This is a genomic window from Streptomyces sp. NPDC059866, assembly GCF_042731325.1.
In the GTDB taxonomy this organism is placed as follows: domain Bacteria; phylum Actinomycetota; class Actinomycetes; order Streptomycetales; family Streptomycetaceae; genus Streptomyces; species Streptomyces flavusporus.
The window spans coordinates 9,042-26,530 of sequence record NZ_JBHWJT010000059.1 but is presented as its reverse complement, the minus strand read 5'-3'; the positions used below and the strand labels follow the sequence as shown (position 1 = coordinate 26,530).

Genomic DNA, 17,489 nt, shown 5'->3' with positions numbered 1-17,489 from the left:
CAAGTCCGCGTCCGCACCGAGCAGCAGACGCCCGACTGGAAGGCCCGCTATGCGGTCCGTTCCGGAGTGGAAGGCACCATCAACGAGTTCGCCCATGGACACGGCATGCGCCACTGCCGCCACCGAGGACAGCCGAAAGCCCACCTGCAACACGTACTCACGGCCATCGCCGTGAGCATCGAGCGCCTCAGCGGCCGGCCAGTGACCGAGGAAACCTCTTCACGGAGACCGCCGACCGCCTTCCAGACGTTCCTGGACCAGCAGGGGATTCCCCGGTCGAAGTCCTGGCGAACCCTCGGCAGCTGACCTCGACCATCAAGATCCCCGACAGAGTCAAGCTCAGATGCCGTCTCCGCGGACGGGTCGCTTGTGCGGGCTGATATCACGCCTCACCACCTTCCTGGCGGAGGTGGTCGGCAGTACCGGATTGTCCGGTCACATCTCCTTTTCGCGTTCGGTGACGTGTTCACCGACATTGTCAGCAACGGCCGCGGCCAAGAGAGCCGGGAGCAAGCCGGGAAAGCGGGCGTCGAGGGCTTCACGCCGCAGCGTTACATAGCATCGCGTGCCCTCTTGGCGGGTCTGCGTTACACCGGCCTCGCGCAGCATCTTGAGGTGATGACTGAGTGTGGACTTGGCGACAGGGGCGCACAGCTGCCCCCATCCGCGTTCCGCACCGTCCGACAGCACTCGGACGATCCCCAGCCGTGTCGGATCGCTGAGAACTCCCAGCAAACGCGGCAGTGCGATCTCGGTGTCGGCAAGTGACGAATGATCCAGCATCCAGCCATCTTACCGCATGTTCGGTATGAATCGAACATGCGGCATTGAGGCACCCAGGTGCTGACAGCGGTGAGATGCGCATGAGGCACTGTGTGTGCTGGCTGCGACGGCGGCGGTGGAGCGAGCGTTGCCTGCGGAATCGGAAGCTGGACGGCGCTAGTCCTCAATTCCGCTTTCGGTGGGTATAGCTGCGGGTAGCGGGGCGGTTGCGGGTGCTCGGGGGCGGGTGCTGGGTAATGGTGCTGAGGGCACGGCCGGGCCGTGACGAGGGCGAGCAAGCGGTGGTCCACCGCCTGGCGTCGGCCAGAAAGGCGCCGAAGGTTGTGGTTGAGCGGTGCCGGATGGTGGAGCTGAGCTGGGACGGGTGGCTGGTCCCGCAGATAGCCGGCGAACTGCGGTGCAGTCAGAAGACGGTGCGCCGCTGGCTGCACCGCTTCAACCGCTCCGGGCTGGAGGGACTGGAGGATCTGGGCGGGCAAGGCCGCAAGCGAAGGATCACCGAGGCCGAGCGCTCGAGGATCGTCGGCCTGGTCAAGCTGACCCCGCCAGGTCGGCTGGAGGTGCAGCCCTCGAACGAGATGTGGGCCGCGGACGAGTCGGGACCCTCGGAGTGGACCCTGGACACGCTGGCCGCCGCGGCCCGGGACCTGGGCATCGAGGTCAGCCGCTCCCAGGTGCGCCGGATCCTGCTGGCCGAGGGTGTGCGCTGGCGGCGCACGCGCTCGTGGACCCGCTCGAAAGATCCGGACTTCGAGGGAAAAGGACGCGGATCGTCGAGCTCTACACCAGCCCGCCCGACGGCGCGACGGTGGTCTGCGCCGACGAGCTCGGCCCGGTGATCCCACGCGCCTTCCCGCCGGCACCGGGCTGGTCGCCGGACGGGCACCGCATCAAAAAACGAGATCGACTACTCCCGCGGACCGGAGAAAACCTGGGTCTACGGCGCCTTACGCGTCCGCGACGGTCAAGCGATCACGATGACCGCCACCTCCCGCAACAGCGCCTTCTACCAGCGGTTCCTCCAGTTGGTCGAGGAAGCCAACCCCGCCGGGGACATCTACGTGATCACGGACAACCTGTCCTCGCACAACAGCGGGTCCACCCGCACCTGGCTCGAGGACCACCCACGCATCAAGCACGTCTTCATCCCAGTCGGCGCCTGCTGGCTCAACCTCCAAGAAGGCTGGTGGCGCACCTTCCGCAAGACCGCTCTGGCCGGACGCTCCTTCGGCGACCGCGACCACATCACCCACGCGACCAGCGTCGCCACCGACCAGCTCAACGCCCGCTCCAGACCATGGATCTGGGGCAGACCCGCAGCACCCACCAGGCGCTTACGCCGCCGCTATGTGTACGTCCTTTGAGGAATCCAGCACTAGCCTGGGCCGGTGGCGCCGAGCGGGTCGGGCGCGCGTTTCGTAACGCTCCCGGCCTGGGAGTCCTGGGCAGGACCGCTGGACCCTGTCATGTGGTACTCCCGCGCACTCTTTCCCAGGTCGTCGGCGCTGACCGAAGCGGCTGCAGCTGTCACATATCGCCGCTCTGTCCGGTCTGACATGTGTAACCGAGAGCCGGCTCCGAGGTTGCCATGGGGCCACCCGGGACCCGCTGGTCGGTGGTCGCGAAGAACCTCCCTGCGTGACCGGCTGCGTCCGCTAGGCGAAGTCCGGCCCGCGTCACTGGCGGCGTCGCCCTGGTGCGGCCCCGTTGCGGACGCCCTTGCACCTGCTGTCGCACCACGTACTTGTGCATTTGACGGGATCGCAGAGGCCGCTCATAGTGTTCTATGTACAATGAACTTCGAACAAAGAAGGTCTCATGACCGCTAACACGATTGACCAAACCTTCTCCGGGCACGTTGCGATCGTCACTGGCGCAGGATCCGGCATCGGCCGGGCTACCGCCATCGCCTTCGCCGAGGCCGGGGCGCGTGTGCTCGGGGTGGGCCGCCGTGAGGAGCCTTTGAAGGAGACAGCTGCGGCCAACGACAACATCGAGGTCCTAGCCATCGATGTCTGTGAAGACGGGGCGCCTGCGGAGGTCGTCAGTGCTGCTGTGCAGCGGTGGGGACGCCTCGACTATCTGATCAACAACGCTGGCGCGACAGCGGTCATGCCGCTGGCCGAGACGGACAAGAAGACGATCCTCGACCTGCTCGCACTCAACGTTGTCGCTCCGAGCCTGCTGGCCCACGAGGCCCTGCCATACCTGCGTGAGACATCCGGAACGATCATCAATCTCTCCAGCACCTACGGCCACCGCCCCATGGCCGGCGGCGCCCACTACTCGGCCACCAAGGCCGCCATCGAACAGATGACGCGGAGCTGGGCCCTGGAGCTCGCCGGCGAAGGCGTCCGCGTCAACTCCGTCGCCCCAGGCCCCACCCGAACCGACGTCATGCTGCACGCCGGTCTCAGCCCCGAGGCCGCCAACGACATGTACGCCTATGAGCGTGAGCGCATCCCCACGCACCACATCGCGAGCGCTGACGAGATGGCGCACTGGATCTTGCGGATGGCTGAGCCTGCCGGACGCCATGCGACCGGTCAGGTGGTCACCGTCGATGGCGGACTTGAACTCATCTGAGAAGGCTTCCGCTTACCGCTCAGCAGGCTTGATCACCCGAACAGGGTTCCTGTTCGGGTGATCCCGCGGTGGTCGGGGCATGAAGGCATTAGGGCCTCTTGGTAGCTCGGGGTTGCGATCCCGGCCAATCCGAGTACCAGGAGGCCCTAATGCCTTGTTAACAGCTCCAGCAGCGGGGACCACCCGCGCCGGACTGTTCGAGCGCGGGACTACGACGCCTTTCTGGACCCTGGCCGATGAGGCCTCCACTGAGAGCGGATGCTGTTGGTTAATTCGGGCCCTGTTGCTTCGCCCCGTCGAGTTGCTCGGCGGGACTGTAAATCGTTCGGTGTAACTCCCGATCATGGAAGATGCATCGATGACCAGTGAGAACGTGGCCGAGCACGAGGCCGGCGAGTCGGCGGCGACTGTGTCGGCGAAGGCCGTGGATGACCAGCTGATCGACGAGCTGGTGAACAGGGCCCAGGCCGAGGGTCTGCAGCTGACCGGTGAGGGCGGGCTGCTGCAGCAGCTGACCAAGCGGCTGCTGGAGTCCGCTCTCGAGGGCGAGATCACCGATCACCTCGGCTATGACAAGCACGATCCGGCGGGCAAAGACGGTGGCAACTCCCGCAACGGCAAACGCTCCAAGACCGTGCTGACCGATGTGGGACCGGTGGAGATATCCGTGCCCCGCGACCGGGACGGCTCCTTCGAACCGAAGATCGTCAAGAAGCGGCAGAAGCGCCTGACCGGCGTCGACGAAATGGTGATCTCGCTGGCCGCGAAGGGCCTGACCACCGGTGAAGTCCAGGCTCACCTGGCGGAGGTCTATGGCGCCGAGGTCTCCCGTCAGACCATCTCCACCATCACCGACAAGGTCCTCGAGGGCATGGCCGAATGGCAAAGCCGCCCCCTCGACGCCGTCTACCCGGTGGTCTTCATCGACGCCATCCACGTGAAGATCCGCGACGGCGCGGTCGCCAACCGGCCCATCTACGTGGCCCTGGCCGTCACGACCGAGGGTCGGCGCGAGATCCTGGGCCTGTGGGCCGGCGACGGCGGTGAGGGTGCCAAGCACTGGCTGCACATCCTCACCGAGATCAAGAACCGCGGTGTCAACGACGTGCTGATGCTCGTCTGCGACGGGCTCAAGGGCCTGCCCGAGGCGGTGGAGACGGTCTGGCCCCGCACCATCGTGCAGACCTGTGTGGTCCACCTGTTGCGGAACTCCTTCCGCTATGCCGCCCGCCAGGACTGGGACAAGATCGCCAGACTGCTCAAGCCTGTCTACACCGCTCCGACCGAGGAGGCCGCCCTGGACCGGTTCGCGGAGTTCGCCGATGCCTGGGGCCGGAAGTATCCGGCGATCGTGAAACTGTGGGAGAACGCGTGGGAGGAGTTCACTCCGTTCCTGCGGTTCGACACCGAGATCCGCCGGATCGTCTGCACCACCAACGCGATCGAGTCGGTCAACGCCCGCATCCGGCGAGCGGTCAAGGCCCGCGGTCACTTTCCGAATGAGCAAGCCGCGTTGAAGTGCGTCTACATGGCGATCATGTCGCTCGATCCCACCGGCAAGGGACAGGCCCGCTGGACCATGCGCTGGAAGACCGCGCTGAACGCCTTCGACATCACCTTCGACGGCCGACTCTCAGCGGCCCGTCAGTAACCGTCAACCACCCCAGTTACACCGCTCGTTTGACACAGACCCCAACGCGGCGGACGGGCCGCATCGCATCCCGTGCTACGGCTCGGACATGACGGAGGCGGAGTGGCAGGTCGTCCGGGCGGCGCTGCCCGTTCCTGCCTGGTTCCAGGGCCGGGGCGGCCGACCGGAGGGTTACTGCCACCGGCAGATGGTCGACCAATGCCACGAAGTTAGGGTCTGCGGAGAAACAAGTCGTTGCTTCCGTGGGTGCTCGTCGTTGTTGTGCTATGGGGATGTTGGAGGGGGTTGAGGCGGGGCTGGCGGCGAAGTTCCAGGTGCTGTTTCCGCATCTGGATGAGCGGCAGCGCCGGTTGGCTATGGGGGCGGAGGCGCGGTCGCTGGGGCATGGTGGGATCAGAAAGGTGGCTCGTGCGGCCGGGGTGCGCGAGGGCACTGTGTCCCGCGGGGTTGCTGAACTGGAGTCCGGTGCAGCCCCATTGGGGCGGGCCCGCCGGGAAGGCAGAGGCCGCAAGCGCGTGGCGGATCTTGATCCTGGGCTGCGGCCTGCCCTGCCGGCTCTCGTCGAGCCGGACATACGGGGTGACCCGATGTCGCCGCTGCGCTGGACGACGAAGTCGACCCTTCATCTGGCCTCCGAACTGGCCGGACAGGGCCACCGCGTCTCGGCGGAGACCGTGGCCGACCTGCTGCGCGAGGAAGGCTTCAGCCTGCAGGGGAACGCAAAGACGATCGAGGGCCGCCAGCATCCGGACCGGGATGGCCAGTTCCGCTATATCAACGAGCGGGCCAAGGACTACCAGGCTGCCGGGGACCCGGTGGTCAGTGTCGACACGAAGAAGAAGGAACTGGTCGGCAACTACAAGAACGCCGGGTGCGAGTGGCACCGCGAGGGCGAACCGGCCCGGGTGCAGACACACGACTTCCCGGACCGGGAGCTGGGCAAGGCCATCCCGTACGGAATCTACGATCTGGCCGCGAACACCGGATGGGTCAGCGTGGGCACCGACCATGACACCGCCGCGTTCGCGGTGGAGTCCATCCGGCGGTGGTGGAACGGCCAGGGCCGCGGTGCCTACCCACACTCGCGGCGGCTGCTGATCACTGCGGACGCGGGCGGCTCGAACGGCTACCGCCCCCGCGCCTGGAAAGCCGAACTGGCCGCTCTGGCTGTGGAGACCGGCCTGGAGATCACCGTCTGTCACTTTCCGACAGGTACTTCAAAATGGAACAAAATCGAGCACCGGCTGTTCTCCCACATCACCATGAACTGGCGAGGCAGGCCCCTGAGCAGCCACGAAGTCATCGTGAACAGCATTGCGGCGACAACCACCCGCACCGGGCTGACGGTGCACGCCGAGCTCGACACCGCCGTCTACGAGACCGGCGCCCGGATCGGCGACCGGCAGATGGACGCCCTGCCCCTGCACCGCCACGAGTGGCACGGCGACTGGAACTACACGCTACAGCCCGAGGCGTATGCCCAGGTCAGTGACGCCCCGACCCGTTCGACCAGCCCAGTCCCGATCTCGCCTGGCTCTGCCACCCCGGCCTGACCGGAATGCCGGCCCAGGAGTGGGACGCCCTGATCACCACGCTCACCGCTCTCCACGAGGACCAGCGGGAAGCGCACCTGGACCAACGGCGAGGGCACCGGCCACGCCTGGCGGCTCCCGGCACCGGCCGCCGCCCCATGCTCACACTCGCCGACCGACTCCTGGCCACTGTCCTCCACCACCGGCTCGGACTCCGGCAGGCCGCCATCGCCCGCCTCTTCAGCGTCAATGACTCTGTTGGTGATGTTGGTGGGGTGCTGACACCTGGGCTGGTGGGTGCTTGTCTGGTGGGAGCGGGGCGGTGTCAGCGGTGGGGGTGGTCGCCGATGTCGCTGCGGCCGGAGAGTCATCAGAGGATCCCGGTCAGGACGGTGCGGACGGCGCGGGCGGCGTGTCCGAATGGCACGCCAGCGATGCTGGTCAGGGACCGGTTGGACGTGTTGTTCGAGGATGAGGAGTTCGCCGGTCTGTATCCCTCGGACGGCAGGCGGTGCCTGTCACCGGGGCAGCTGGCGTTGGTGTCGGTGCTGCAGTTCGCGGAAAACCTCTCCGACCGGGCTGCGGCGGACGCGGTGCGGACCAGGATCGACTGGAAGTACGCGCTGGGCCTGGAGCTGGATGATTCCGGGTTCGACTACTCGGTGCTGTGCGAGTTTCGAGCCCGGCTGGCCGAGGACGGTGCTGGCGACCGGCTGCTGGAGGTCATGCTGCAGCGCCTGAAGGAGGCAGGACTGCTCAAGCCCGGCGGGCGGCAGCGCACCGACGCCACCCACGTGCTGGCCGCAGTTCGCTTCCTCAGCCGTTTGGAGCTGGTCGGGGAGACGCTGCGGGCGGCACTGGAGGAGCTGGCCGAGGCCGACCCGAACTGGCTGCGGCCTCTGATCGAGCCGGAATGGGGCAAACGGTACGGACGCCGGGTGGAGATCGGCAAGCTGCCGGGCGGGAAACCAGCGGTGACCGAGCGGGCTGAGCAGACCGGCCGGGACGGCCAGAAGATCCTCGCCGCTGTCCGGGCAACGCCCGCCCCGCCTCACCTGCGTCTACTGCCGCAGGTGGAGATCCTCCGCCAAGTGTGGGTCCATCACTACTACTGGGACACCCGCGGGCGCCTGCGCTGGCGAGACGGGCACGCCCTGCCCCCAGCTCACCTGCGCTTCGACTCCCCCTACGACACCGATACGCACTACTGCGTCAAACGGGACACCGCCTGGAGCGGCTACCGCGTCCATCTGACCGAGTCCTGCGACGAACAGCGCCCCGAGCTGGTGGTCCACGTGGCCACGACGCACTCCACCGTGCAGGACGTCGAGATGACCGCGACCATCCATGACGACCTCGCCGAGCGGGAGTTACTGCCGTGCGAGCACGTCGTGGACAGCGGGTACGTCACCCCGGCACACATCGAACGGGCCGCCCGGGTGCACGGCATCACCCTGCTCGGCCCGGTGGTCCCCGACCACAGCCGCCAGGCCAGGGCCGGCTCAGGCTTCGCCAAGTCGGCCTTCCCCGTCGACTGGGACCGCCAGCAGGCCACCTGCCCAGGGCGCGGTCAGCCGGGAGTGGAGAGCGCTGAGGATCAGCAGACACGACTACATCCAGGTCAAGTTCGCCAAGGCCGACTGCCTGGCCTGCCCGGTCCGCCCGCAGTGCACCACCTCCGCCACCCGGCCAAGAGCCCTCGCCCTGCTGCCCACCCGCGAGCTCCACGAGATCCAGATGCACAACAGAATCGACCAGACCACCGAAGAGTGGCAGCGCCGCTACGCGATCCGGGCCGGTATCGAAGCCACCCTCTCGCAGAACGTCCGCGCCCACGGCCTGCGCCGCTCCCGCTATCGCGGCCTGGCGAAAACCCACGTCCAGCACGTACTCACCGCAGTGGCCTGCAACATCGCCCGTGTCGCGGACTGGCTCGATGCCGAACCAAGAACGCGACGCCGGGCCACCCGATTTCGCACCCTGTGCTCAGCCGCCGTATGACCCCACCAACATCACCAACAGAGTCCCGGCATTGCTCCTCGACCCGCCGCCAGTCAATCGACGCCCAGTCCAAGTCTTCGCCCTCGGGTCCGTTCACCGGCACAGAAGCAGTCGGAAGAACCGAGCATGAGCCGGCCATAGGTTTGACCACCTGAACGCCACTGCCACACCATTCCTCGACGATCACCAGCGGAGTCGTGCCGTTCTCGTAGAGGACTCTCGCGCCGCGTCGTAGGAACGGCGACGGTCATGCGGCAACTGGTTGCGGTAACCCACCAGAGCGGGCCACATCACCGTCGTTCCTACGCCATGCACCGTGCATCACAAGGATGCGGTCCAACCAGTCCCGGTGGTGGACCGCATGCTGCATGGCAGTCGTCAGCGGAACAGCCTGCCGAACCTGCGAACCTCCTCCGCGAATATCTTCGGTTGTTCGAAGGCCGCGAAGTGCCCGCCCGCGCTCGCCTTGTTCCAGTAGACGAGATTGGAGAACGCCTTTTCAGCCCATGCGCGAGGCGGCGTGTAGAACTCCTTGGGGAACAGCGTGACGCCCATGGGAAGGTCGATTTTTACGGCGTTCATGGTGATGTCGGAGTTCTCCCAGTAAAAGCGCGCGGCCGAGTCGGCTGTATTGGTCAGCCAGTAGAGCGTGATGTCATCCAGCATCTCATCCATGGTGAGGACCGATTCCGGATTCCTATCGCTGTCCGTCCAGACTCCGAACTTCTCATAGATCCACGCAGCCTGGCCTACGGGGGAGTCCGCCAGAGAGTAGGCGACGGTCTGGGGCCTGGTCATCATTTGCAGCTGGTAGCCGATTTCGTGCTTCCCTTGCGCGTCCAGCTGCCTCATCGCGAGCTGCTCCTCCGGGGTGAGGTGCTTGAGGTCGAGGTCGGGCGGCACGATCTGAGGGAAATTCAGGTGGATTCCCAGCAAACCCTTGGGACGCAGGACTCCTAGCTGAACGTTGACCGCCGCACCCCAGTCCCCTCCCTGGGAGAGGTAGTGGTCGTATCCGAGGCGCGGCATGATCTTGGCCCAGGCTTTGGCCGTCCGTACACGGCCCCAGCCCAGTTCATCCGGGTGGTCGGAAAATCCGTATCCCGGCAGGGATGGAGTGACGACGTGGAAGGCGTCTCGAGGGGATCCGCCGAACTCGGTCGGATGCGTCAAGCGCCGGATAACTTTGCGGAATTCCAGGATCGAGCCGGGCCAGCCGTGCGTCAGCATGATGGGCATCGCGCCGCGGTGCGGTGACCTGGCATGCAGCAGATGGATGCTCACGCCGTCGATCACGGTGCGGTACTGACCGAATCCATTGAGCAGGGCCTCGACGCGGCGCCAGTCGTAGTGGTGCCTCCAGTACTCGACGAGCCGCTTGACTCGCCACAGCGGAGCTCCCTGCGACCAGTCGTCCACGAGTTCCGCGGTCGGCCACCTCGTCAAGTCCAGCCGGTGCCGCAAGTCCTGCAGCATGCGCTCCGGTACGTGCAGTCTCATGGGCACGACCGCTTCACTGGCGGGTGACGGCATGGTCAGGCCCGTCGCTTCTGCTCCCGGCCCGGCCAGGGCCTCGGCCATTCCGGATGTCATTGCGGATGCGGCGGACCCCGCGCCCAGGGCACCCATGGCGTACAGCAACCGTCGACGGCTGAGGTTGCTAGCTCGACTCGTCATGTGCTTATCCACTCCAGTCAATATGTCTGCGTCGGACTGCCGGCGTCAGGACAGGAAATAGCCAGCTCGTGATTCGCAGGAGGTGCGGCGAACAGGAGGTGTGGCGGAATCTGTCTCGCGGGGGAGTCGAGACGATCATCCATATATGTGGGCGCGTGTGAGGGCCTCAGGTGACTTGTCAATTCAGGTAGGGCGGCTCTATCCGTCTGAGGCGTCCTGCTGCTATGGAGACCATGGTGATGTGTTACTCCCGGGTGGATCTTCACCCGACACCTCGGCGGCATTCCTGTTGCAGCCTCCGTGACGGTAGGGCCACTATGCTCCCTGCAGTGGGTGCCTTCTTCTAAAGCGCAAGAAAACAAGGCACCGAGCACCACTAGGTGCCGAGTTCGCCAGTCATCGAACATCGCTTGAAACCGTAACGCCAAGAAGTCGCCGATCGGGGACGCCGTCAAGGTGGCATGGCTCACATATCACACCGTGTATTCACCCAGGCATGGATGTACCCGCCAGTGAGAGCGTCGTCACCCTCGCTTTGGAGGGTCATGGCGAAGCTGGTCGTGTTAGGTTGTTCGTTGTGTGTCGAACGATGTGATCAGCGTGAATCACGCAGGGCTCCGTCGGCCGGAGCGCCGGCCGAGACGGGTGTCATCAGCTGGCCCTGCATGCACATCCCATATTGAAAAAGGCCGTCCCGTGACGTTGCTACCAGTCGTCCCCGTTGGGGTCGACCAGCCACGGGCGCAACCTAGTTCCAGCAGAAGGAAAATGCCATGAGTGACATCACCCCCGCCATCCAGGAGTTCATCTCGCGTGTCGTGCACGACGGGAGCAACTACCGCATGGACGCTATGGAGAAGCTCTACACGGACGACATGGCCATCCTCTTCCCGACCCAGGAGGGGGCGATCGCGGCAGCTCCCCGCAAGGAGGTCTTCGCGGAGTTCGCTGCCCGCGGCAGCGCGGGTGAGGCGCCCCTGTCCACGGAGTACGAGATACTGCACCTCGAGGAGCAGGGCGACTACGCGACCGCGCTTCTTTACCGTCGCATGAGCGACGCCGCCGCACCCTTCCTCTACGAACTGCGACTGCAGCGCGGCGGCACCTACGGGTGGCTTGTCGCCGGAGAAACTGTCACGCCGTGGCCTGACCCGAAGACGGCGGGCGCTTTTCTTCCGCCGCGGCAGGCTGCCTGAAAAGTTGCAGAAGCCATGATCAGGCGGCCGGTGCGCACGGCAGGCCTGACTGCTCATGTGGTGCGGGCGAGATTGAGCTCGCGCCACGGCTTGAACGGCGTGGTGCACACTGTCACCAACCATGTGACGGTGTCCACCGACGTCGGCCGGCTCGAGCAGGGGCAGCGGGACCATGTGCTGGATCCTCTGAGCACGCCATCGCCCCAACACGTCGCCTGTCCTGGTCTGCGAGGCCGGGAGTTCCAGCAAGAGTGGCCAACTGCCGGAGGCGTTGGGCGTGGTGAATCTCGTCCCCTCCGGTGATCAGGTGCAGGACCCGGTCCAGGCCAGAGATGCGGTTGCGCCAAGTTCCGGTGACGCTCCGCGTCAAGGGAACCTCCGTTGTTTTCAGCCAGTTGCGATGCATCCCGACATGGTCGCGCCCAGCAGCACCATGTCGATGCCGGACAGCTCCGATCCATGGAGGCTGGCTGGGAAGGCCGAACCCCAGAGCGGGCTGAGGTCGGTGCCGTCGAGCGAACCGGGTCGGGCGGGTGCTGTTGCCCTGCTGCGTCGGCCAGCTGCAGCGGGGGGCTATACGGCGGCGCTGTTCACGGGCGGCTTGTGGGGCTGTGCTGCTGCCAGCCGTGCTCGGCTAGGGGGCCGGAGCCGTTCAGGTAGCCGAGTAGGCCGGCCTGCGGGTATTCGATGATGTCGTCGGGCAGGTCATGGGTGCTGAACCATTGGAGGGCGAGGCACTTGTCCGGTTCTTTGTTGACGGGGTCTCCCTGCCATTCGGTGGTCTCGAAGAAGAAGCCGATCCGCTGGACGTCGCTGTCCTGCTTGTGGTGCACGATCTGGACGAGGCGGAGGCGGTCCGGGTGGACGGTGATGCCGGTTTCTTCGAACAGTTCGCGGGCGGCGCCGGCGGTGAGGGTCTCGCCCTGGTCGAGTTTGCCGGAGGGCATGTGCCACCGCTTGTGGCCGTAGGGGCCGCCGCGCTGGGAGAAGAGGATCTTGTCTCCGTCGCGGAGGATGACGTGGGTGTCGATGACGGGCTGTGCCGGTTGTCCGCTCATGTTTCCTGGGGGGTTGTGTGGGTGGGTAAGGCGATTGACGGTAGCGGCAGAGCTGGGATGGCGTCGGCGATTCGGCGGGCTACGTCCGATGGGGTGGCGGTGCTGGTGTCGAGGAGCAGCACGTTGACGCCTTGGCTTGTCAGGTAGGCCGCCGCTTGTCCATACAGATCGACTTCCCGGCGGGGGCCGGTGGGGTCGAGATGCCAGCGGTGGGTGATGCCGCGTGTGGCGATGCGCCCGGCGATGAGGCCCGGTTGGGCGGTGAGGATCACGGCCAGGTCCGGCATGGGCACGTGGCGGTTGACGTCGATGAGGAACCCGAAGGGGACTTGGTCGAGTTGCTGCAGGACGAGCGTGGAGGGCAGGTAGCGGTCGCTGATGATGAGCTCGCCGGCGCGCAGCGCGGGGTCTATCACGGTCTCGATGTGCTCGTAGCGGGTGGCGGCGACGAGGCAGGCGAGCGCCAGGCCGTGGATCTGGTTGGCGTGGGCGCGGGTGAATGTGCCCAGCTCGGTGGTGGTCGGCTCCACCGTGCGCCGGGCGGGGCGGCCCCGCGTGGCCAGCAGGTCGTGGAGGGTGTGCACGGTGGTGGACTTGCCGACTCCGCTGGGCCCGTCGATGCTGGCGAACCAGCCGGTGCGCCCGCTGGTCATGCGGCTGCCTCCGGTCCGTCCTGGTTCCGCTCGTGCTGCTCGCGGGTGAGCATGGCGAGTGTCGCCCGGATCCGCTGCAGATTGACGTCGCCGAACTGGATGCCGACGGAGAAGTTGAACTCGTCGCGCTGCCGCATCGACTCGTGTGCGCCGTCGCCGGTGAGGTCGACGTCGCCGTAGGCGAGCAGGTCGTCCGGGCTGTGGCCGGCGTCGATGAGCGTCTGCCACACCGGCGTGCCGGGGTAGGGACGGAACTCGAAGACGCTGGCGCGGACGTCACCGGTGTGCAGGTCGGAGATGTCCCACAGGGTGCGGATGTGCTGGACGGTGGCGTCCAGGTCTTCCTGGGTCTCGCCAGGGAAGCCGAGGATGAAGTAGCCCTTGACGCCGATGCCGTGGGCGACCAGCCGGCGCGTGACGCGTTCGGTCATCGCTGCGTCGATGCGTTTGTCCATCGCCGCCAGAATGCGGTCGCTTCCGGATTCGATGCCGAGGGCGACTTCGCGCAGGCCGTTGGCGACGAGGCGGTCCAGGTCACGGTCGGAGAGCCGATTCAGGACGTTGATGCGCCCGGTTGCGTCCCAGACGTAGCGCTCACCGACCTGATGCCGGGTGAAGGCCTCCATCTGCTCGTCGATGACGCGGCCGGCGCCGAGGAACAGGTCGTCGACGAACCGGAAGGCGGTCACGCCGTACTCGTCGTGCAGCTGGTCGAGCTCTCCGACGATGTTCTCCGGGGAGCGCACGCGGATGGTGACGTCGGGGTTGGCGCTGACGGCGGCGCCGCAGAACGTGCAGTTATAGGGGCAGCCACGGCTGCCGACAATGTTGGCTTCCAGGTGGCCGGCGCGGGCGGCCGCCGCGAGCCAGGGCCTTCGGGAGGCCAGACGCCGGTCGGCGGCGGTCGGTGCGGCCTGGTAGGGGTCCTGGGGGAGGAAGGCACGGTTGACGTACGGCAGGGTGTCGATGTTGGGGCCGAGCATGGCCGCACGGGTCTTGGGGTCGGCGATGCCGGCGGCCCGGGTACCGAGCAGCGGGTCACGCCACAGCACGCCGGGCAGTTCCCGCCGCTGCTGCTCGTCCTGCAGCAGGGCGGCGACGCGCAGTTCCCCTTCGCCGAGGACGAGTGCGCGCAGGTTGTTCATGCGGGGGTCGGCCAGCACGCGGTCTGGCATGGCCTTGGCGTGGTGCCCGCCCACCATCAGGGCGATGGACGGGTCGAGCAGGGCGGCGATCTTCGCTGACATCTCGTACGTGGGCGCGGGGAGGTTCATTGCGGCCCACCGGGGCGCGGCCTCGTTGACGATCCGGGCGGCCTCGTCCACGCCCAGGCCGTGGGCTTCGGCGTCCAGCACGCCGACGTTGAAGCCGGCCTGCTGGGCGTAGGTGGCGATGTAGGCCATGCCCAGCACGGGCAGTGAGGTAGCGCCATCTTGATTACCGCTGTTCAGGGGTCCTTCCATGGCGGCCGGTCGAGGTCCTCGTGCTGGTCGTCGGCGGCAGTCTGAGGTGTAGATCGTTTGTCAGCGGCCGACTTCGAGGTTGGTCAGGACGAGCAGGGCCCGCAGGAGGTGGGTGGCGCGGGCGGGGTCGGTACGGAGCTTGGTGAGGGTTCGCCAGTTCTTGAGGTGGGCGAAACCGTGTTTGGCGGGGGCGCGTCCGGCGGCGAGGACTCGGTTGGCTTCCTTCTGGCCGGGGTTGAGCTTGCGGGCGCGGGTGGCCTTGAAGCCGGTGACGATGACCAGGTCATCAGGGTCGTCGGGCTTGTCGACGCCGAGGAAGCCGAGGTCGGCGAGCGCGCCGAGACCTGCGGCCTTCAGGTGCTCGACGAGCTTGTCGCGGCGGGCGGCGGTGGCGTCGTGGGTGCGGCCGGGCCTCGCCGCGGAGATCCAGATCAGGCGGCCCTTCTCATCGGTCAGGGCGAGGAAGTGCAGGCCGTGGCGGTGGTGCTTGCCGGAATAGTTCGGCCGGTTCGCCGTCCCGGTGCGGCGCTGGGTGGGGATGAGGGTGCCGTCGACCAGGACGACCTCGCCGCCCCGCCTCGCGATCTTCTTCAGGGCGCGGTCCAGGCGCGGGGCCTTCGCGGCGAGCAGGCCGATGACCTCGTCGCGCCAGCGGCGGACGGTGGATGCGGAGACCTGGTTGCCGCCCGCCATGTCGGCCAGGCGCTGGTCGTGACGGAGCACGGCCAGCACGATCACCGCGATCTTCCCGGGCGGCAGGGCCCGCCAGCGGGAACCTATTGCCTTCAGGTGGCGCCGCAGCAGGTCGGCGAGGCGGTTGACGGTCCGCGTGGACAACGACAGGCGGCACTGGTAGACAAGCGAAACGACGCCCTCGGCGGACACTTTGGTTTTGGTCACACGATTCCAACAGCCACCGGGGGCGCCCTGGTTACGGCCGCGGACCGGCGACCGGAACGACGCAGCTCACCGGTCACGGGCGGACGGTGAACTTCCCGTCGGGCCGCTTGAGCAGCCAGCCCCGACCGGCCAGCTTGCTCAGCTTCCCGCGCAACGGTTCCAGCTTGCCCCGCACCCCGACCTCCAGCCCCAGTTCCTCGCCGACCTGCCGGACCGCGACCGGACCGCCGGCCTGCGCCACGACGGTGAGGATGCGCTGGTACTCCGGCGGCAGAGCCGTGTCCGCAACGCCCGGCTCGCGGTGCGGGACCATCAGCACCGCCTTCCCGCCCACCTGCGCGGACACCGGCGCGGCCGCGGCACGTTCCTGGGCGACCTGCTTGCTCATCCGCTCCAGGACCCGCATCGCCACGGCGAGTTCGTCCCGCTCGGCCCGTGTCTCTTCCAGCTGTTTGACCAGCCGTTCTTCCTGCTCGTCCAGCTCCGCGCGTCGCGCACCGATCCATTCCAGGGTCCCGGGGTCCACCATGGGCCGGATCGTAGAAGGCGTACCGGCCGCCTCGGGCAGGAACCGGCGAAACCGCCCCGCCGGACGATCTACACCGCAGACTCCCGCCCACCACCAACACGAGCACCCCGAACGAACGTCACGCCAGCCCCGCTGACCAGCTCAAATCAAGTTGTCGGAGGCTCAAGGCTGCACGGCGTCGGGTCGTTCTGTACGGCGGAGCCACGGTCGGTGCATTCGCCGGTGGCCACGCTTACCCCCTGGCATGGCGAGGCCCGGCCACATACGGTCGCGGCCGGGCCAGAGTTGGTGGCTGATCAAGATTCGGGGCAGAGCGTCTTGCGCAGCCCGACGTTGATGTGACTTCCGTCGTCATCGGTCAGCGTGATGCCGTCGTAGGAGAACCGCTGTGCGGCACTGTGGTCCGGGTTCGTCGCGCCGCCGTCGAGGGCCGCGCACTGGTTGCGGGCCGCGTTGATGGCCTTGTCCTCGTCATGGGTGAGGTTGCCGTTGACGTCATGGATGGCCGCGAGGACGGCGTCTCGCTCGGCGCCGGTGGGCTCGGGTGGCATGCCGGCGTCCTTGGCAGCGCCGCTGTTGTCTGCGGCACTTGACGCCTCGGGTGCGGTGCTTGACGCCTCGGGTGCGGTGCTCTTGACGGTGTCGGCCTTGCTGTCGCTGTCCTTGTCGCTGTTGCAGCCAACGACGGTGACGGCGAGTACGGCGACGACGGCCGCGATGGTGGCGCGGATGCGCATGACCCCCCCTGGTGTGATGTGAGCATAATCATGATGCGACAGGCGGGGCTCGGGGGCTGCAGCGGTGACAGAGTGGTGACATGCTGCGGACGCGTTTGAAGCGATCCGCTCCCCGTGGCGGTCGCTGCCTCCAGGACGGATCGCCGTGCTGGTGCTTGCGATACTGCGGCACGATCAACGCCTGCTCAACCTGGCCGGCGGCAACGGCGTGCCCGAGTCCACACTGCGGCGCTGGCGCGACGAGATGATCGACCTGCTCGCCGACCTCGGCTTCCTCGGCATGAACAAGCCCGACGACCCCGATGACCTGGTCATTGTCACTGGCTACAAGGCCACCCGCGCCCGCTAACTCACCCCGGCCAGAAGCGGGCCAACCGCATCCTCGCCGCCGCACGCGCCCCCGTCGAACACGGATTCGCAAACCTGAAGGCGTGGCGCGTCCTCACCAAACTCCGCACCACCCCCGGCCGCGCCACCGCTCTCCTGCGCGCCCTTCTCGTTCTGACCGATCTTGAAGTCAACCGCTGACAGACGATCAAGACCGCAAACTCCTGCCCACGACCAGCTTGAGCTCGCCGAAGGACGGTCACGCCAGAGCCTCCGACCAGCACGTTCGAAGATGACGAAGGCTCACTAGTCGCGGCAGGCGGGAATGGCCGACGAGCCGGGCCCCCCAGCCGCGAGGCCGCCCCTCCCCCGGATACCGCCAGCGCGGGCCCCCCC

General features: G+C 67.0%; 17 protein-coding genes and 2 pseudogenes. 11 read left to right on the top strand and 8 right to left on the bottom strand.

The window, feature by feature from the left end; translation table 11 throughout:
- The coding region (locus ACFV7R_RS43395) for a transposase (RefSeq protein ID WP_385275203.1) at window positions 1-306 on the top strand (306 nt) is incomplete at its 5' end.
- A 129-nt stretch (window positions 307-435) separates the two neighbouring features.
- Here ACFV7R_RS43395 and ACFV7R_RS43390 read toward each other — a convergent pair.
- Complete coding sequence (locus ACFV7R_RS43390; protein WP_385275200.1) at window positions 436-783, bottom strand: ArsR/SmtB family transcription factor; 348 nt, start codon at window positions 781-783, stop codon at window positions 436-438.
- Window positions 784-1,019: 236 nt separating this feature from the next.
- Here ACFV7R_RS43390 and ACFV7R_RS43385 point away from each other — a divergent pair, with 236 nt between their 5' ends.
- The 7 genes and pseudogenes from ACFV7R_RS43385 (at window position 1,020) to ACFV7R_RS43355 (ending at window position 8,553) form a co-directional block, all read left to right on the top strand.
- Window positions 1,020-1,622, top strand: a complete 603-nt coding sequence (locus ACFV7R_RS43385) for a transposase (RefSeq protein ID WP_385275197.1) — start codon at window positions 1,020-1,022, stop codon at window positions 1,620-1,622.
- A gap of 63 nt (window positions 1,623-1,685) precedes the next feature.
- Window positions 1,686-2,147: a transposase gene (locus ACFV7R_RS43380; RefSeq protein WP_385275212.1), complete on the top strand. Its 462-nt coding sequence runs from the start codon at window positions 1,686-1,688 to the stop codon at window positions 2,145-2,147.
- A 454-nt stretch (window positions 2,148-2,601) separates the two neighbouring features.
- Window positions 2,602-3,369 carry an SDR family NAD(P)-dependent oxidoreductase gene (locus ACFV7R_RS43375; protein WP_385275194.1) on the top strand — a complete coding sequence of 256 codons (768 nt, stop codon included), beginning with the start codon at window positions 2,602-2,604 and terminating at the stop codon, window positions 3,367-3,369.
- A gap of 358 nt (window positions 3,370-3,727) precedes the next feature.
- The gene (locus ACFV7R_RS43370; RefSeq protein WP_385275191.1) at window positions 3,728-5,020 is read left to right on the top strand and encodes an IS256 family transposase; all 1,293 of its coding nucleotides are present in this window, start codon (window positions 3,728-3,730) and stop codon (window positions 5,018-5,020) included.
- A 356-nt stretch (window positions 5,021-5,376) separates the two neighbouring features.
- Window positions 5,377-6,803 (top strand): annotated as a pseudogene (locus tag ACFV7R_RS43365) (ISAzo13 family transposase); the annotation flags it as partial.
- Window positions 6,804-6,899: 96 nt separating this feature from the next.
- A pseudogene (locus ACFV7R_RS43360) lies at window positions 6,900-7,214 on the top strand (transposase); the annotation flags it as partial.
- Window positions 7,215-7,899: 685 nt separating this feature from the next.
- Window positions 7,900-8,553, top strand: a complete 654-nt coding sequence (locus tag ACFV7R_RS43355) for a transposase (protein ID WP_385275209.1) — start codon at window positions 7,900-7,902, stop codon at window positions 8,551-8,553.
- 378 nt (window positions 8,554-8,931) lie between these two features.
- On the opposite strand, the gene ACFV7R_RS43350 is transcribed toward ACFV7R_RS43355, so the two are convergent.
- A complete protein-coding gene (locus ACFV7R_RS43350) occupies window positions 8,932-10,134 on the bottom strand; it encodes an epoxide hydrolase family protein (protein WP_385275188.1) in 1,203 nt (400 codons plus the stop codon).
- A gap of 869 nt (window positions 10,135-11,003) precedes the next feature.
- On the opposite strand from ACFV7R_RS43350, the gene ACFV7R_RS43345 reads away from it, so the two are divergent.
- Window positions 11,004-11,426 (top strand): hypothetical protein, encoded by a 423-nt coding sequence (locus ACFV7R_RS43345; protein WP_385275185.1) that lies wholly within the window; start codon window positions 11,004-11,006, stop codon window positions 11,424-11,426.
- A 590-nt stretch (window positions 11,427-12,016) separates the two neighbouring features.
- On the opposite strand, the gene ACFV7R_RS43340 is transcribed toward ACFV7R_RS43345, so the two are convergent.
- From ACFV7R_RS43340 to ACFV7R_RS43315, 6 genes are all read right to left on the bottom strand, one after another.
- Window positions 12,017-12,484 carry an NUDIX domain-containing protein gene (locus tag ACFV7R_RS43340; protein WP_385275182.1) on the bottom strand — a complete coding sequence of 156 codons (468 nt, stop codon included), beginning with the start codon at window positions 12,482-12,484 and terminating at the stop codon, window positions 12,017-12,019.
- Complete coding sequence (locus tag ACFV7R_RS43335) at window positions 12,481-13,137, bottom strand: dTMP kinase (protein WP_385275179.1); 657 nt, start codon at window positions 13,135-13,137, stop codon at window positions 12,481-12,483. The genes ACFV7R_RS43340 and ACFV7R_RS43335 overlap by 4 nt, the downstream gene beginning before the upstream one ends.
- Window positions 13,134-14,600 (bottom strand): B12-binding domain-containing radical SAM protein, encoded by a 1,467-nt coding sequence (locus tag ACFV7R_RS43330; RefSeq protein WP_385275177.1) that lies wholly within the window; start codon window positions 14,598-14,600, stop codon window positions 13,134-13,136. The genes ACFV7R_RS43335 and ACFV7R_RS43330 overlap by 4 nt, the downstream gene beginning before the upstream one ends.
- A 60-nt stretch (window positions 14,601-14,660) precedes the next feature.
- Window positions 14,661-15,500, bottom strand: a complete 840-nt coding sequence (locus ACFV7R_RS43325; RefSeq protein ID WP_385275174.1) for a transposase family protein — start codon at window positions 15,498-15,500, stop codon at window positions 14,661-14,663.
- 73 nt (window positions 15,501-15,573) lie between these two features.
- Window positions 15,574-16,029 (bottom strand): hypothetical protein, encoded by a 456-nt coding sequence (locus tag ACFV7R_RS43320; RefSeq protein ID WP_385275171.1) that lies wholly within the window; start codon window positions 16,027-16,029, stop codon window positions 15,574-15,576.
- Window positions 16,030-16,325: 296 nt separating this feature from the next.
- Window positions 16,326-16,766, bottom strand: coding sequence for a hypothetical protein (locus tag ACFV7R_RS43315; RefSeq protein WP_385275168.1), 441 nt, complete (start codon window positions 16,764-16,766; stop codon window positions 16,326-16,328).
- A gap of 145 nt (window positions 16,767-16,911) precedes the next feature.
- On the opposite strand from ACFV7R_RS43315, the gene ACFV7R_RS43310 reads away from it, so the two are divergent.
- Window positions 16,912-17,115, top strand: a complete 204-nt coding sequence (locus ACFV7R_RS43310) for a hypothetical protein (RefSeq protein WP_385275165.1) — start codon at window positions 16,912-16,914, stop codon at window positions 17,113-17,115.
- 29 nt (window positions 17,116-17,144) lie between these two features.
- Window positions 17,145-17,294, top strand: coding sequence for a hypothetical protein (locus ACFV7R_RS43305; RefSeq protein ID WP_385275206.1), 150 nt, complete (start codon window positions 17,145-17,147; stop codon window positions 17,292-17,294).
- The last annotated feature ends 195 nt before the right edge of the window (window positions 17,295-17,489 follow it).

What these genes read in the sequence shown, in the direction of transcription:
- ACFV7R_RS43390 (WP_385275200.1), bottom strand. Translation starts at nt 783, where the DNA reads ATGCTGGATCATTCGTCACTTGCCGACACCGAGATCGCACTGCCGCGT.
- ACFV7R_RS43385 (WP_385275197.1), top strand. Translation starts at nt 1,020, where the DNA reads ATGGTGCTGAGGGCACGGCCGGGCCGTGACGAGGGCGAGCAAGCGGTG.
- ACFV7R_RS43375 (WP_385275194.1), top strand. Translation starts at nt 2,602, where the DNA reads ATGACCGCTAACACGATTGACCAAACCTTCTCCGGGCACGTTGCGATC.
- ACFV7R_RS43370 (WP_385275191.1), top strand. Translation starts at nt 3,728, where the DNA reads ATGACCAGTGAGAACGTGGCCGAGCACGAGGCCGGCGAGTCGGCGGCG.
- ACFV7R_RS43355 (WP_385275209.1), top strand. Translation starts at nt 7,900, where the DNA reads ATGACGACCTCGCCGAGCGGGAGTTACTGCCGTGCGAGCACGTCGTGG.
- ACFV7R_RS43350 (WP_385275188.1), bottom strand. Translation starts at nt 10,134, where the DNA reads ATGGCCGAGGCCCTGGCCGGGCCGGGAGCAGAAGCGACGGGCCTGACC.
- ACFV7R_RS43345 (WP_385275185.1), top strand. Translation starts at nt 11,004, where the DNA reads ATGAGTGACATCACCCCCGCCATCCAGGAGTTCATCTCGCGTGTCGTG.
- ACFV7R_RS43340 (WP_385275182.1), bottom strand. Translation starts at nt 12,484, where the DNA reads ATGAGCGGACAACCGGCACAGCCCGTCATCGACACCCACGTCATCCTC.
- ACFV7R_RS43335 (WP_385275179.1), bottom strand. Translation starts at nt 13,137, where the DNA reads ATGACCAGCGGGCGCACCGGCTGGTTCGCCAGCATCGACGGGCCCAGC.
- ACFV7R_RS43330 (WP_385275177.1), bottom strand. Translation starts at nt 14,600, where the DNA reads ATGGAAGGACCCCTGAACAGCGGTAATCAAGATGGCGCTACCTCACTG.
- ACFV7R_RS43320 (WP_385275171.1), bottom strand. Translation starts at nt 16,029, where the DNA reads ATGGTGGACCCCGGGACCCTGGAATGGATCGGTGCGCGACGCGCGGAG.
- ACFV7R_RS43315 (WP_385275168.1), bottom strand. Translation starts at nt 16,766, where the DNA reads ATGCGCATCCGCGCCACCATCGCGGCCGTCGTCGCCGTACTCGCCGTC.